The organism is Halobacterium zhouii (assembly GCF_021249405.1).
Lineage (GTDB): Archaea > Halobacteriota > Halobacteria > Halobacteriales > Halobacteriaceae > Halobacterium > Halobacterium zhouii.
Map to the genome: position 1 here is coordinate 737,135 of NZ_CP089593.1, position 14,814 is coordinate 751,948.

General features: G+C 59.5%; 16 protein-coding genes and 1 tRNA gene. 12 read left to right on the plus strand and 5 right to left on the minus strand.

Annotated features, from left to right (window positions below; all coding sequences use genetic code 11):
* Nucleotides 1-101 precede the first annotated feature (101 nt).
* The 6 genes from LT970_RS03775 (at nt 102) to LT970_RS03800 (ending at nt 2,856) form a co-directional block, all read left to right on the plus strand.
* Nucleotides 102-176, plus strand: a tRNA-Arg gene (locus LT970_RS03775).
* 182 nt (nt 177-358) lie between these two features.
* Nucleotides 359-562, plus strand: coding sequence for a hypothetical protein (locus LT970_RS03780; RefSeq protein WP_232687928.1), 204 nt, complete (start codon nt 359-361; stop codon nt 560-562).
* The gene (locus LT970_RS03785; RefSeq protein ID WP_232687935.1) at nt 559-759 is read left to right on the plus strand and encodes a hypothetical protein; all 201 of its coding nucleotides are present in this window, start codon (nt 559-561) and stop codon (nt 757-759) included. The genes LT970_RS03780 and LT970_RS03785 overlap by 4 nt, the downstream gene beginning before the upstream one ends.
* Nucleotides 756-1,100 carry a hypothetical protein gene (locus LT970_RS03790; RefSeq protein ID WP_232687937.1) on the plus strand — a complete coding sequence of 115 codons (345 nt, stop codon included), beginning with the start codon at nt 756-758 and terminating at the stop codon, nt 1,098-1,100. Before LT970_RS03785 ends, LT970_RS03790 begins: the two co-directional genes overlap by 4 nt.
* A complete protein-coding gene (locus LT970_RS03795) occupies nt 1,097-2,068 on the plus strand; it encodes a hypothetical protein (protein ID WP_232687939.1) in 972 nt (323 codons plus the stop codon). Before LT970_RS03790 ends, LT970_RS03795 begins: the two co-directional genes overlap by 4 nt.
* Nucleotides 2,065-2,856 carry a winged helix-turn-helix domain-containing protein gene (locus LT970_RS03800; protein ID WP_232687941.1) on the plus strand — a complete coding sequence of 264 codons (792 nt, stop codon included), beginning with the start codon at nt 2,065-2,067 and terminating at the stop codon, nt 2,854-2,856. The genes LT970_RS03795 and LT970_RS03800 overlap by 4 nt, the downstream gene beginning before the upstream one ends.
* 871 nt (nt 2,857-3,727) lie before the next feature.
* Here LT970_RS03800 and LT970_RS03805 read toward each other — a convergent pair.
* The 3 genes from LT970_RS03805 to LT970_RS03815 all read right to left on the minus strand — a co-directional run bounded on the left by LT970_RS03805 (nt 3,728) and on the right by LT970_RS03815 (nt 7,029).
* Nucleotides 3,728-4,438 (minus strand): hypothetical protein, encoded by a 711-nt coding sequence (locus tag LT970_RS03805; RefSeq protein ID WP_232687943.1) that lies wholly within the window; start codon nt 4,436-4,438, stop codon nt 3,728-3,730.
* A 43-nt stretch (nt 4,439-4,481) separates the two neighbouring features.
* Entirely contained in the window at nt 4,482-4,739 is a 258-nt protein-coding gene (locus LT970_RS03810) for a DUF7692 domain-containing protein (RefSeq protein WP_232687948.1), read from the minus strand.
* A gap of 223 nt (nt 4,740-4,962) precedes the next feature.
* Nucleotides 4,963-7,029, minus strand: a complete 2,067-nt coding sequence (locus LT970_RS03815) for an ATP-binding protein (protein WP_232687956.1) — start codon at nt 7,027-7,029, stop codon at nt 4,963-4,965.
* A 199-nt stretch (nt 7,030-7,228) separates the two neighbouring features.
* Between LT970_RS03815 and LT970_RS03820 the strand changes: the two genes are divergently transcribed.
* From LT970_RS03820 to LT970_RS03840, 5 genes are all read left to right on the plus strand, one after another.
* Nucleotides 7,229-8,626 (plus strand): ParB N-terminal domain-containing protein, encoded by a 1,398-nt coding sequence (locus LT970_RS03820; RefSeq protein ID WP_232687958.1) that lies wholly within the window; start codon nt 7,229-7,231, stop codon nt 8,624-8,626.
* Nucleotides 8,627-8,717: 91 nt separating this feature from the next.
* The gene (locus LT970_RS03825; RefSeq protein ID WP_232687964.1) at nt 8,718-9,491 is read left to right on the plus strand and encodes an HNH endonuclease; all 774 of its coding nucleotides are present in this window, start codon (nt 8,718-8,720) and stop codon (nt 9,489-9,491) included.
* Between the two features lie 41 nt (nt 9,492-9,532).
* Nucleotides 9,533-10,555, plus strand: coding sequence for a Cdc6/Cdc18 family protein (locus tag LT970_RS03830; protein WP_232687973.1), 1,023 nt, complete (start codon nt 9,533-9,535; stop codon nt 10,553-10,555).
* A gap of 222 nt (nt 10,556-10,777) precedes the next feature.
* On the plus strand, nt 10,778-11,242 hold the full coding sequence (locus LT970_RS03835; protein ID WP_232687978.1) for a DNA adenine methylase: 465 nt from the start codon (nt 10,778-10,780) through the stop codon (nt 11,240-11,242).
* Entirely contained in the window at nt 11,239-11,547 is a 309-nt protein-coding gene (locus tag LT970_RS03840; RefSeq protein WP_232687980.1) for a DNA adenine methylase, read from the plus strand. The genes LT970_RS03835 and LT970_RS03840 overlap by 4 nt, the downstream gene beginning before the upstream one ends.
* A 28-nt stretch (nt 11,548-11,575) precedes the next feature.
* Here LT970_RS03840 and LT970_RS03845 read toward each other — a convergent pair whose 3' ends face one another.
* The gene (locus tag LT970_RS03845; RefSeq protein ID WP_232687988.1) at nt 11,576-12,784 is read right to left on the minus strand and encodes a DNA cytosine methyltransferase; all 1,209 of its coding nucleotides are present in this window, start codon (nt 12,782-12,784) and stop codon (nt 11,576-11,578) included.
* Nucleotides 12,785-13,019: 235 nt separating this feature from the next.
* Between LT970_RS03845 and LT970_RS03850 the strand changes: the two genes are divergently transcribed.
* Nucleotides 13,020-14,141, plus strand: coding sequence for a hypothetical protein (locus LT970_RS03850; protein WP_232687990.1), 1,122 nt, complete (start codon nt 13,020-13,022; stop codon nt 14,139-14,141).
* On the opposite strand, the gene LT970_RS03855 is transcribed toward LT970_RS03850, so the two are convergent.
* A complete protein-coding gene (locus LT970_RS03855; RefSeq protein WP_232687992.1) occupies nt 14,138-14,683 on the minus strand; it encodes an HhH-GPD family protein in 546 nt (181 codons plus the stop codon). The genes LT970_RS03850 and LT970_RS03855 overlap by 4 nt on opposite strands.
* Between the last annotated feature and the right edge of the window lie 131 nt (nt 14,684-14,814).

A 14,814-nucleotide genomic window follows, 5' to 3' on the forward strand; every position in this document is an offset into this window, starting at 1 on the left:
CATAAAGGAGGCGGAACGCCGACCACGGCGTACTCGTGACGTTTCAGTGACTGCTCGGAAACCACGGAGTTTAAAGCCAACCTGCGTGTACGAACAAATGCGGGCGCTTAGCTCAGCTTGGACAGAGTACCTGGCTTCGGACCAGGCTGTCGCGGGTTCAAATCCTGCAGCGCCCATACGGTCCCCCCACGAATCGGGGCAACCACGGATTGACCGGTAACGGCGCTGTTTCCCCCCAAAACGCCGTAATCGCTAATCCGGATTTGCTCCTTATCTCCGGGTACAAACGGGCCACCACCCGCGGACCCGCGCCGTCGGGTCGTTCTCCGCGCCAACCCACCGAATCGAGGTGGTCGGCGTGAGCCTGACGACGGACACCTACGCCCGTGGGCGTCGCGTCCACACCCTCACCGCGTGTCCATGCGGATTCATCTTCTCCGCCAGTGAACCGCGCTGGAAGCACCTTCTCGACGAACACAAGCCGGAGGACTTCGGTTTGAGTCCGCTCGGGGAGATTCCCGACGGCCACGACCGCCCGCTATACCGGGGTGAGACGGCGTGACTGACGACGCCGAGACGCCCGCCGTGGACGCCGTCGAACGCGCGAAAGACGCGCACACGCACCTTTTGGGCCTTGCCACCGCCGCCGCGCGGCGCGATGCCCAGGCCGTCCAAGAGCACGCCGACGCGCTCCGCGACGCCGCCGACGACGTCCAGGCGCTCGTTCAGGACGACGCCGACGCGGAGGGATCCGCGTGAGCCTCGAAGCCTACGGCGTCGAGACGCCCGACGTCGTCCGCGAACCCGCCGACGACCGCCACGACACCGACCTGAAAGCGTGTCCCGAGTGCGGGACCGTCGTCGGGGAGCCGAACACCCTGAAACTCGACGCGCCCGACGTCGTGGACGACGTCGAGATTGACACCCTCGTCACGCGAGCGCGCAAATGCGACCGGCACGCCTACGACGTCCTTCTACCCGTCCGCGTCCGCCGTGGCGCGCCGTCCCTGGGCCGCTCCTGGACCACCGTCCGCGTCCGGCTCGCGGACCAACGCGTCCGCCCCGTCGCCGTCCCCAAATCCCAGGTGACGCGCCAATGAGCGCCGACGACGCGCCCGCGACGCCGTCCGACGCCGCCGACCTCCAGGACGCCCAGGACACCGTCACCGGGACCGTCCAGGCCACCTATCCGCGCCCCCGCGCACACGGGGCCGCCGTCGGCAACGTCCTGAACGACCTCGCGCCCAGCGAACGCGCGAACGCCCCCCAGGACCGGAGCACGCTGTATCAAACCGCCGTGGATTACTGGATGAACCACGTCCAGGACGCCGACGCCGAACCCTACATAGCCGTCCCCGACTTCTCGGCGTCGTGGCTCCCCGACGACGGAAAACAGTACGCGCTCGTCACCAAGTCCTCCCGCTGGAAAGCCGGCGTCGGCCACGGAGACGACTATACGGCGTTCTACGAACAGCACTTGATGCTCCGCCGGGTCCAGGAGGACGACGACGGGGAGCGCGAGCTGTCGAAAGGCCCGCTCGCCCTCCACGTCGAGATAATGCCCCAGTACGCCGACCTGGTTTACGCCTCCGGGGACCCGCTCCAGTATCCCGACGAGTACGGGGAGGGAACCCGCGTCGTCGCGTGGACCACCTGGGCCGACTCCGGGGAGGCCGTCGAAACGCGCGCCTACGACGCTATCCGCGCCGTCTACGGAGCCGACGCCCTGGACGTCGCCCGCGACCGGAACGACGACGCCCGTCGGATCCAGAAAGCCGAGGCACACATCCGGTTTGCCCAGCCCGAGAAAAACGCCGTCGTGGACGCCGTCGAACAGTCCCAGCGACTCATAGACTACGGCGGCCAGTCCGAGATAGACGCGTATCAGAACCGCGTACAAGCCGGGTGGCAAGAGGCCCGCGTTGAATCCGACCGCTGGAAACTCCTGGGGTTCGACGCCCAGCCATACAGTACCGAGTTGAAGGTCTATCAGCCCAGGACTGGCACAAACGCCCGTTATCGGACTGTTTCGCGCATCCGAAACTCGAAGCCTCCTTTAGCGGAGTGAACCAGGGCCGGCTCCCCCACGTCACCGAGTGGGACGACGTCCTGGACCACCTCCGGGACGTCGTCGCCACGCACGCGCATTGGGCCGGCGTCGAACGCGCCGACCTCGTCGCGGACGACTTTTTCGAGGGACCCGGCGCGGACGCCTACGAGTACGAGCGCCCCACGGGTCGCCGCAAAATGCTCCGCCAGGAGTACGAGGACCGCGCCACCGACGTCTACCGCGAAGCCCTCAAAGAGTCCACCACCGCTGTCTACGACCTCCTGGACGTCGTCGCCCAGGAGCACGGCGCGACGTATGACCTCCTGGAGCGAAAGACCGGACTCGCGCGCTCCACGGTCCGCTACCACGTCGCCCGGCTCGCGGACGCGGGCGTCCTGGAGCGAATCGGGAACCCCGTGCTCGTCGTCTACGATAGCGAAGCCCTCCACGACAAAGCCCGCGACGTCCTCCGGAAAGTCAACCCCGACGACACCCCGGAGGACCGCGACGAGCGCGCCGACGAGCGCCGCGAGCGCCGCGAGCGCGACCGCCAGGCCGACGCCGACCCGGACGCCGCCGACGACGACGCCGCCGCCCAAGACGCCGACGACGACGCCGCCGCCCAAGACGCCGACGACGACGCCGCCGCCCAAGACGCCGACGAGCGGAGCACCTGGCGCTACCTGGACGACTGGAGCGGGACGCCCCAAATGCTGATTGACGAGATAGTCCGCGACGAACGCACGGAGCGAGACGTCCGCGTTCGCGTTCTGGAGGACGCCGACGACGGCCCGCCACCCACGTAGCGACGTCTCGCCCCGTTCGTTCGCCCGCCGGATAGTGACGACGCCGCCCAGCGCGCGCTTTTTTCGCCGCCCATCCACTCACTCCCGCGCCCGACTCGTCGAAACACGACACTCGCGCAACACGTTCGCGCTCGTTTCACTTTCGCCCGGGTGTTAACGGCGGATTCGCGCCTGTTTTTCGCCGGGTTCGCCGTCTCGACGCGCCCCGAGTACGCCTGCGTGACGCCCAGACGCCCCCGCGAACCGGGCCGTTCGCCGCCCGCGCCGTCCGCCCGGGTTGCCACATACCGCTACGGTAGTGCCCTAAGGGGGCGGGCCAAATGCGCGGCGCGCAAACGCGCGCCGCTTACCGTAACCACACCCACAACCGCCTACCGGATGCATTAGAAGCGTAAACTCCTGGTAATCGGCTAATTACACCAATCGGGAACCCGGCAATACGGCTTGCCAGGAATTCTTATGGGGCATTCATTTTATGAAATCCCACGCAACACCACGACTATGCTCCACTCTTTCGAGTCGGCAAAACAGATTCTCTGGGGTTACGTTAGCTGGGTGATCGTCACACTCACGCTTTGGTTTGTGTTGTCACAAATCTCGGCACTTGGGCTAGACAGCGGTTGGAACAGCTTTCTCTGGGGGACTTGGATTACGATTTCTGCACTGCTGGGAGTGCGGGACCTCCTTCACCTGAAAGAGCTATTCTCTTCCTCTTCTTTCTAACCGGAGGAGTAGTAGTCGACATAAACAGTCGTCTCAGCCCATTCAAACGATATATTTCGCTATCGTGTGGCTATGGCCACAATTCCAAAACACTCCCTGCCGTCCCGCAGCTGCACCTGCAACCAGTCCCGAAGGGGCGCGCGAAAAATCAGGTCGGGTTAAGCCTGAATTCGTCTCGAAAGGTCTCCTCTATGCTTCCCATCTCTGAATTCAGTCCTCGAGTCCATCTGTCGTCAGTAACTTTCCGGCCGGTCCCGAATTTCGCATGAGGACCAAATTGTACAATTGGATATTCGTCACCGTCTCTCTCATTCAGAAGTTTGCTGACGTTCTCATACTCGCCATTCTCCATTGGAACCCTCATTTCTATTTTCACCGTTTTCAGGTCACCAGGGCGGAATACACTCGGGCTGGAATCGGGGTATTCCTCAGTGGAATCGGCTAGAAACAGTTTGCTCTGCCCTGTGTCATGATTCTCAACCTCCATATCAACGTCCAGAGCAATGCCTGGGCCGGTATTCTCGATTTCATAAATGACCTCGTCCCCGTCTGTGTCTTTGCGACTGAACTCCAAGACCGGCTTGGATTGTAGTTCCATCAACCGCGTCTGTGATTTCTGGTGTTCCGCCTGAGTGGCTGTATCTTCCGACATTCGCCAATAGAGAAACATCAATAAAGTAGTCAACACCGCATTCACGAGTACCCCCATAACTTGGGGATCGGTGCTCTCGAAGAACGTCCATTTTGACATCCAAGCCGTGGCCGCTAATCCTCCTGCTCCCAACGCGATCACAGTAATCCCCATGAGCAGTGTTTTCCCGATTTTCTTCAGATTCAGATCTAAACACATCTTATTCACGTGATAACCTTACCACCGATTAAATAAAACCCCTGAATAGATTCTAATCAATTGCTACCGAGGCTTCGACATTGGACAGGTCGATTTCTATTTTTCTCGTGCTAATTTCTGCGGCGATCTCTCGCTTTACTCGAGGAGAGATTTCCTCATGCTCCAATGCATCTTCCAAATTGTCCAAGAGAGAACCCACAACGTCACACGAGACGAGCACAGCCTTCGTCTTGTTGCAGTCCAAACGGTTCGCGGCCGCTTCTATCGTGTCCTTCCGGTGCTCGTAATCGCCGTCAGTCCGAATTCGCATATCCGACTCGTACACACGAACCCTGAAAACCGAATGAATTTGCCTCACTGGAACCCCAATTTCGGGGGAATCCCCCGATTTCCTATCACACGCGCGGTAAGTGAGCGGGCGCGTACGTACGACCAAGCGCGAATATGCACACGAGCAGGCGCGGTCTCGTGTGCATATTCGGGAAACCGCTTCTCCGGACGCGAAACCCCATGGTGGTGAGACTAGAAGTAGGTTAGTTGTCCTTGGTCAGCCCCACAATCTCCCTGTAGCGGGCAACGATGCGACGGAGTTTCTCTTCCGGCGTCTTGGCTTCGATCGGGATGTCGTCTAGTTCCTCCATCGACGCCAGCGATGCGTACCCCTCAACCATCCGAGTGACGGTCTCATATTCGGACTCGTTCTCGCGAGCCACCGCTGCGATTGCACTCTGGTTTGCTGCAATGTACTCAGGAAAGGACAGGTCGCTGGTATCGTCTGTTGATGAGGGTTTCGGGGCTACATCTGCACTGCTTACATCGTCCTCTTCAGTCGTCTCCTCAGGTAGCACTCCGTGTTCGTATAGGTATTTGTCCTCTGGGGGGAGGTGTTCGTGTGCTGGCAACTCCTCCGGGTCGAGACCTGCAAACTGATACAACTGTTCCAGGTAGTAGGGTCGCTCCCACGGCTTCATACCGAGATATCGGAATGGCTCGTCCGCTTGTGCGTGCCGCCGGGCGAGTTGTTCTAACGTTTCTAGGCGCGCGTTCACGTCGACATCCATCGGAGGGAGTTCATCCTGTTCGACTAGAACCGGCTCGGCCCAGTACCGTTTATCAGCATCGTAGAAGGCGTCGAATCGGTCGTGAAGGAACCCCTTTGTTTCGTCGTACAGTTGAACGGCCGCCTCCGTTTCGAGGTCCTCGTGCCGGAGTCCGTGATACGCAGGCCGGTGGCGAGGCTTTAGTACATCCGGACACGAGAGACACAATTTCGCGTGCCGCTTCGTTATCTGCTTAAACGTTTCAAGTTCTTCGAGCTCGTAGTAGCGCCCCGAGCGTTTGCCGCCAGGATGATCGCGGACATCTTGATTCTCACTGTAGTCTAGCAGTTCGATTTGTCCGCCATTACTGGCGAACGTCTGCTCGCCAGGATACGCCTCACTCATCGGAGTCGGAACGCGGTGGACGTCTGCCAGATGCATATACATAAGCCCCGTTCGGCCGACGCGCTTCTTGATCGCCTTCGTCGTATCGCTTCCGTCCCGCAACGTCGTTTTGTTGTTCTCCGTGGGGATATCACGGGGGGAATCCAAGGAGCGCACTAATACAAGAATAACGAGTCGGCCGTGGCGTTCAGACCGGAACTGGTTAAGACCATTCTGAAACCCAAATCCAGCCTCGTAGCTAGTTTCGCCGTCGAATATCTTCCGGCCGTTTGCGTATAGATGAACTCCTGACTTGGGATGTTTCGTACGCGAAAGACCGCAGATGATGTCCAACCGAACGCGCCCTGTTGTCGTTTCGTTCGCCAACTCGAACGACTGGTATGCACGTGGATGGGCGCTATCGAAGTTGAGATACGACCAGTCCACTGAGACATCTGCCATCACAGATTTACTGCGGTTGTTGACCTCATCAACGACCGTAAGGTCGACGTCAAGTACCGGCGTGTTATCTGCCCACGGGATCGTCGTCGTGTCGGCAAGATATAGTTCGTATGTAGTCGAAAGGAGATCGGGGAGAGTATCGTAGTCGCCGTAGAGGTCTTCGTGGCCGATGGTGAGGTCTTCGATACGGACAATCGTCTGCCCTGGGTCAAGTCCGTCGTATTCGTAGTAATCTAGACTCCAGTCATCGGTCTCGAGATATTCCTCGTCGATGTAGTAGGCGTATCCCTGATCGGCTCCAGCGGCACGACTAGCCAACATAACGCTCTGCCCGATGGACAGTGATGCCTCGATTGCGCCGACGCCCGCCCATCCAATGCTATCGGAGAGTGAATATCCATCTGCGTCCGTTTGGCGCGACGCGCCGAGTGTAAGCCAGACATCTAACGAGTCTTCGGGAATCCCACCAGAACTGTCGCGTATTTCGAGGTAGTCCTCGCCGAGGACGAGCTCAATGTCAGTGCCTGAGAGTTCATTGACTCGGGCTGCGTCAATACTGTTGTCGCACAATTCGAGAACGGCCCGATCCGGATCCAGTGTTGAGAGACTCAGTAGTGCCGTTTTTTCCGGCGCGCCCGGAATTTCACCAACCTTTGAACGCAAACCCGCTAGAGGTCCAGAAGCGTCCCCGTCGTTCGTCGTGGGGTCAGTCATGCTGTATTATACACTCCCTTTTGGTCTCCGCCAGTATAAACCCTCCCAGAAGTGTACCGTACAAATCCAATCAGAGTGTTGGAGCTAGGTTTCTGTACTATACAGACGGAACCCCATTCATCTAAGCGCATTTCGGCGTGTTTCTGTATGCTAAGCGAGAAAGACTTATGTCTGTGGGTCTCGACAGTGCAGTTGCAACATGGCGAAAACAAAACTACAAGCGCTCAAGATACAGCAGAAGCCAGACGCACCCACAATGTACTCCACGGTGATTGACGCCGCGGAGACCCTCGAGTGGGCCGATGTCCCCCGGAAAAAGGACGACTTCATGGCGGGCTACCAGCGCGACCTCAACGAGCGCTACGACGACATCAAGGAATACCTCACTACGGACGACCAGAACATCATCCCCGGGGCTGTGCTCATCGGTGTCGACGAAGACGCGGTTAAGATCGATGAGGACGACGGTATCACGACGCTCACCATCGACCACGACCAGCACAACCCGGACGGATTAATCCAGGCGCAGTACGAGGAATTTTACGAGCGCCTCAGTGACGAGGAGCAGAAGTTCGTCGACGGGGAAATCAGCAACGATCCCGCCGAACATGAGAACGGGAGTATCCCTGCTTCACACCTCGCCGAGCTCACGAAGGAGCTCAAACAGGCCGCAGAGGACTGGGACAGCCTCAGCGACGACCGGCAGAAGGCCGTCTCCGATTATGTCAAGGGCCTCTCCGTTCCGGGCAACATCATCGACGGGCAGCACCGTCTCTGGGGTGCGAAGGAGGTCACGGAGTTCGACGTCGACTTTCCCGCCGTCATCATCCCCGGCCTAACGGACCCCGAGGAAGTCTTCCAGTTTTACGTCCTCAACAGCACTGCGTCGCCACTCAGCCGCGACCAACTGCACGCAGTCATCAGCACGTCGCTGTCGAACGGCGAACTGGAGGTCCTATTCGAGCGCTTCAAGCAGACCGGCATCCACGCTCGTGAGGCTAAGCTCTCGTACCGACTCCACCGTCGCGACGATTCCCCCTTCCAGCGCATGGTGGACTTCGGCCTGCCTAACAGCCAGGGAATCATCAAAGAGAGCATCGCCTTCAACCTCGTGAAGTCGTTCGTCAAGCCCAACGCCTCGTACAAGCGACTGTACGGCGGGGTCAACGACTGGGAGCAGGACCCGGACTACGACTACCGGTTGAAGGTGTTCCTCACGTTCTGGAACGCCGTCACTGACGAATACTCGGACGCATGGGAGACGGCCCGCGAGCCCGACGCCACCGACGTCGAACGACAAATCACCCAAAAGATCGCGCTCGACACTCTCCAGGAGTTCCTGCTCGACCGTCTCAAACTCCTCAGCACGCCGGTGATGGGCGGTCGTAGCGCCGACACTATGTTCGGGGATCTCGACGCGATCGATGAGGGGGTCCGCATGGTTCTAGCAGACCTGCCCGAGGAGTTCTTCACTCGCGAGTGGACCGAATCGAGTCTCAACACACACCAGGGCCGAGAGTTCTTCCGCGAGCAGATGGAAAAGGCCTCCAACGACCGGCAGATCGGCTCGATGAAGCTGTTCAAGAAAACGAAGTAACAGCCTCATGAGCCTCGAGTCTCTTGAATTAGCCTGCTACCGTCTCTTTCTCGACCCCAGGAGCGACGCGGCGACCACTGAAGACGCTCACATGCCGCAGGCGCAGGCACACGTAGAGCAAGCGGTGGACGCAAACGCGGAACTGACTGAGCGGTATCGGACGGAACTACAACTCCGACTGACACTCCACCTTTCGCCGCCGTCGGCCATCGAGTACGACCCAATGGGGCGGCGCTCCCGTGCGAGCCTCATCGAAGAGTACATGACCGACACGTTAGAATTCGACGCAGACCACCCCGACGTGCACTCGATCGCCCAGCGTGTCGCGACGCTGCTCGACCAGTGGGAGAGCGGTAGTTCCGGCGGAACGGACTGGCAGAAAGACGAGTTGCTTCGCGAACAGGAGTGTCGGTGCGCACACTGTCATGCACCGCTGGATGACGTGCCAGTGACCCTGACCAACAACGACCCGTACAAGCCGTACGGGAGCGGAATCGGTCACCGCACCGAGGTTGACCACATCAAGGCCGCCTCGATGTTCGGCAACGACGACCTCGAGAACCTCCAAGCGACGTGCCAACTTTGTAATCGCGCGAAAAACAACGACCTCACAATCCCCTCCGAGACGGAATTCGAGCATGCTGCAAGCGCGATTAACGACGTGCCGGCGTTCTACCGCGCACGGGTAGTGTATCACGTCATTAATCAGGGCAATCGCAAATGTGCACGCTGCGGTGAGCGCGGGCATGAACTCACCATTCGGCCGATACACGCAAATGGCCCCTACGTCCGGTCGAACTTGGAACCGGTCTGTGTCTCGTGTCTCGGTTGGCTCAACGCCACCGAGGAATCGGATGGTGACTGACATCCTGCTTCAGATACACCGTATCACGTCCTTTATCCGGGGTGTCCATCGACCAGATGAGCGCGATGATTCAGGATGCACGTGCCCTCCGGCAGATGTTCGTGCCAGCGGAACTGCGGCACCGCGAGGGCGATGTCGACGCTGTATCGAGTCACCTCCGCCCAATTGAGAACGGTCTCGCCGGCGACGACGTCCTCCTCACCGGCCCCTCGGGGACGGGGAAGAGCACGCTCGCACGGTTCGTCACGCAGGAACTAGAACAGGCGACCCTCGATGTCCGGACGGGGTGTGTGACGTGTACGAGTGATTCGAGCAAGACCGAAGCCCTCTACGCGCTCGTGCGCGACCTCGGTATTGGGAAACCAATTCCGCGGACGTCCGCGTCGACGAGTCTGCTACTCGACCGGATTCGAGAGGCCGACGACCAACTCGTGCTCGTCGTCGACGAGGTCGACCAACTCGCCGATCGAAGTATTCTCGCGACGCTTTACGAGATTCCTCACGTCACGATGCTCATGGTGTGCATCGACGGCGACGTGCTACTCGCAGACGCCGAGCCACGTGTCCAGTCTCGACTTTGGACTGCCGCGAGCGTCACCCTTGAGCCGTACTCCCGCGGGCAACTCGCGGACATCGTGATGGCTCGCGCAAACGCTGGATTGCACGCCGGGACGTTCTCCCAGGCGAGCGCCGACAAAATCGGTGACCTCGCCGCTGGCGACGCTCACTACGCGATCGCGTTGCTCCGCCGTGCAGCCCGGGAGGCCACGACCGAAGGTGTCGACCGCATCACGCCGTCGCTCATCGAGGAAGTCACCGGAGACGCGTACCGCGAGCGTCGGGAGCAGAAGGTCAACGGACTCTCTACGCACCACCGCCTGCTCTACGACATCATCGAGGAACACGGCGAGATCAGCGCAGGGGACCTCCATGCGACCTACGAGGAACGCGCACAGGACCCTCGAGCCCGGAGTTCGCGGCGCCGGTATCTGCACGTCCTGGAAAACTACGACCTCGTCGAAAAAGAGGGTGCGACCCGCGACGCCGTCTATCGACAGAAGTAGCTAAACGATTGCTCGCTCTTTCGTCCATGATTCACGAACCGTCGTTCGTCACGTTACACGTCAGGTTTCCGGCGCGCTACTGAATCTGCGCGCAATTCGTCCGCACGCACCGGCTAGCCAAGTGGCGGCGACACCGCGTTTCGAGTGGATGTCTCAGACAACGCACCGACGTGCGACGCTGGCGTCGACGACTAGTGGCGAAGGGGCGGGGAGGGGAGCGTAATGCCGGCCGTCTTCCCATTCCCAGGTGGGAAAGCTCGGCTCTCCTCGTGGGTGATCAACCATCTGCCCGAGCACGAGTGTTACGTAGAACTGTTCGGCGGCGCCGCGAGCGTCCTCGTGAACAAGGAACCTGCGAGTTCGGAGATCTACAACGACAAGGACGGCGACCTCATCCACTTCTTTCGCGTGCTCCGCGACGACCCCGAAGGCCTCGTCGACTGGATCGACGCCGTGCCCTACGCCCGCGAGCTCCACGAGCGCTGGGTCGAACAGTTTTACCAGGGCTACCGGCCGAAAGACGACTACGCATGCGCTGGCCGGTTCTTCTACTTACGGTATAGCCAGTGGGGCGCGAAGTACCAGGGACCATCCGGGTTCGGGACTGGAAAGACGCGGAACCAGGCCGTGACGTTCGCGAACAAGATCGAGAAACTCGGGGATTCGCCGACCGCTTCGAGGGGGTGATTGTCGAGAATCTCGACTGGCAGGACGCCGTCGAGACGTACGACAGCCCGGATACGGTGTTCTACGCCGACCCGCCCTATCTCGACCTCGAGGAGTACTATCCCGAGAGTGACGTCGTTCACGACGATCTCTTGGAGACGCTTCTCGAGGTCGAAGGTGACGCCGTGATATCATACGCGGACGTTCCAGATGGGGCAGAGGACTATTGGATCGTCGGGAAGGACTCGAACTTCGTGATGAACGCCGGACAGAGCGGGGAAGCAAAGGACTGCCGAGAACACTTACTCATGAATTTTAAACCATAGCGGCCTGGAAGTGATTCGACGCCGAGAATCAGTCCGCCACGTCAAACGTCGCCTGTTGAGCGAAGCCCTCCAAGTCAGGGCGTTTTTGTTCGAACTCGTCCGGTGAAAGAGAGCCACATCGGAGTGTGTAAATCCGTTCCTGATCGGCTTCGGAGAATCCACAGTTGTAGACTGCTTCCTTGAGGTAGTAGCCGAGAGCCTCACCGAGGTAAGGGGGGACGGCATTCCCAATCTGTTTCCGACGCGAGACAAGGCCTCCCTCGAACTGATACGAATCCGGGAACGTCTGGAGTCGCGCACCTTCACGAGGAGTGAGTCCTCGGTCCTGGAAGGGGTGAATACAGCGTGCACTCGACGGCTTAGACATGTTCGAGGTAATTGCGACTGCGGGAGCGTCTGACTGCAGGCGGGAGTACGAATTGTGGTATCCAGAGGAGGGCTGCAACTCGTCGGGAATGGCCGTTCGGTTCCCACCGTCCGGGATGTGAGAGATCATCTCGACCATGTCGGCCGTGTGATTGGCCGCTTGGTGCGACGTGAGGTCGTCATTGTCCCCCCGAAGATCTTGTTGAAGAATCGTCTTAGGGGGTTCGGCGTACTGCTCGACCTGCTCACCTGCAGAGACCTCTGGAAGGTCACCAATTGCGTCGATCACGCCGGGCGTCTCGACCGGTTCTAATTCGAATCCATCTAGCGGGTACTCTGGACGGCCGTTCTTGAACGCGAGCACGACGAGGCGACGCCGGTGTTGGGGGACTCCGAAATCTGAGGAGGTCACGACGCGATACGTGACACTGTACCCCATCTTGTCGAAAGACTTCTCGACGGCGTCGAGGAACTTCCCGTCGGCAGTGTTCTGCATGCCACGGACGTTCTCGAAGAGCGCGGCCTCCGGGCGAAGTTCGTCCACCCACTCGATGAAGTACGTGAAGAGGTGGTTGCGATCGTCAGAGCCGTCCGGACTCACGACCTCCGAAAATCCCTGGCATGGAGGCCCACCTGCGACGAGGTCGACCGTGTCGCTACCGACGAGGTCCGAGATCTCCCCTCGTTCGATGTCTCGAATGTCTTCAGAGAGGTCGTTCGGGTCCCATCCGTCTCTGTTGTTCGCGAAGGAGGTACGGGCGTCAGCGTCGACTTCGACGGCGTGGGTGAGGGTGAAACCGGCTTTTTCGAGGCCAGTTGAAAGACCGCCGGCACCGGCGAAGAGATCGACGTACGTCAGCTCCTCACTCATTGCACTGCATTACAATCTGGCTCGTACTTAATCATTCGTCTCCCACGAAGACCGCCAGATTGGTAACCTAGTGGTGGTTTTTGCTTGTTACTCAGACGTTACCAACTTGCTACCTCAGAACTGATGACATTGACAACGGATCAGATCGACGGCGAGGATTTGCGTACGAAGTGCTCCCATCCGGTTGGGTTCGAATCGCAGACGCTGACACCAACCTCACGGAGGAGTCGCTAACATGTCTGTGGACCGCTCAGAGTTGGAAGAGGAAGCCGTCGAACAGTTCATCTACAGCCATTTCCGTGACGAGTATCAGCATGACAAGTCGGCGGTTTCGGCAGCCGAGCAGGAGACCATCGACGAACTGGTTGAACTCGCGGAGAGCTACTTCGATGGGTCGAAAGGAACGCTTGGGCTAGCACTCGACTTCGTCATAGTTGGTGAGCAGATCTCCCAAACAGACGACGCAGTCAACGGTTACGACTCGTCCGTCAAAGTCGACGACGTGTTGGACCAGTACGATCAGGTTGCGAAGTCCACGCTCACGCTCGAACTCGACGGCGAGAGATATGGCATCCGTCCGGTCCATAACGAGGTCATCACCCTCTTTCGAGAGGAGTTGAATCGGACGAACTTCCCCAGTTCGCCCGGGCACCACACCGGTGAGTGGAAGCGCTACGACGACATGCTGGAGGTAGCCTTCCAGTTGTCCCGCCCTGGCCGCTACGAAGCAACTCAGCGACTCATCGACGTGGGGCTCGACCGCCTAGAACAGCAGAGTCTCCCCACGAGGGAACCGCCGTTCTCGAATCCGTTTCACGAGATTCTCCAGCATTACGAGCGGTCGCACCCCGACGAAAATGGGGGCGCCGCGTATCAGGCGTTCGCGTATGGGTACGTCAAAGCGAAGTGGACGCATCTTTCGCTCACGGCGAGTAAAGTCCGGACGGGTTCCTCTCGGCAGAACCGATATGGGGACATCGACGGGTACGTCGGTCCTGACCTGATGCTATCCGTGGAAGTAAAAGACCGGGACATCACCCAGGGCAACGTCAAAGACGAGCTTGGCGTGATGATGCAGCTTGCGAATGACACGACTGCAATGGTCATCGCACTCTGCCGGTCGGTCTCTCCGGACGCTCAGGAATTGCTCGAGTCGGAGGGCGTCACCGTGATCACCGACGCTGACCTCGAGCAAGAGATAAAATCGTGGGACTACCACCAGCAGGATCGGGCGACGCAAGGAATGGTCCACTACTTCTATCACATCGAGGAAAACCCCCGTGCCGTCCAGCGACTCCTCCGATTCATCGAGGAAGTCGACCCGGAGAACACGGCGCTGGCGCACTTGAACGACTAGTTCTCAACGCGCTCGGTTTGGTAGTACGAGCAAATGTTCGCCATCGGGCATTCCTCGCAGTTCGGGTTCGTAGACGTGCAGATGGCCGCGCCAAGATCGAGCAGCGCGAGGTTGAAGCGACGAAATTCCTCGTCCGGGAGCATTCGTTCTGCGTAGTTCCAGGCCTCCTGGTCTTCACTATCCGTGAAGTCCCGGTCGAAGACGCGATTGTAGACGCGAGTAACGTTCGTGTCAACGATTGGGCGGCGTTCTCCAGCACCGAAGCAACGGACGGCGTTCGCGACGTAGTAATCCACCCAAGGAAGCTCTCGGATATCGTCGACGTCCTCCGGGATTGGTTTCCCCGACAGGCGTTCGCCAAGCTTGACCAGAGCATTTGCTCGGCGGTTATGGAGTCCCAGCGGTTCAATGAGAGCAGCCAACTCGTCTGCCTCTGCGTTCGCCAATGACTCGAAATCGGGGTATCGTCGAAGAAGTTCCTCATAGACCGGTTCCACCTTCGTCGCTAGCGTCGCGCTCAGGAGGATCTCCGCGACCAACACTTCGTACGTAGTGGCCTTATCTCGCCAGGGAAAGTCTCGGAGGTTCCCCTCACTCCAATCCAGGAGTTGACGCTGGAATGTTTCCTTTCGACTAGAACCGCCCATCACGCTCGAATAACTCACTCAGCGCT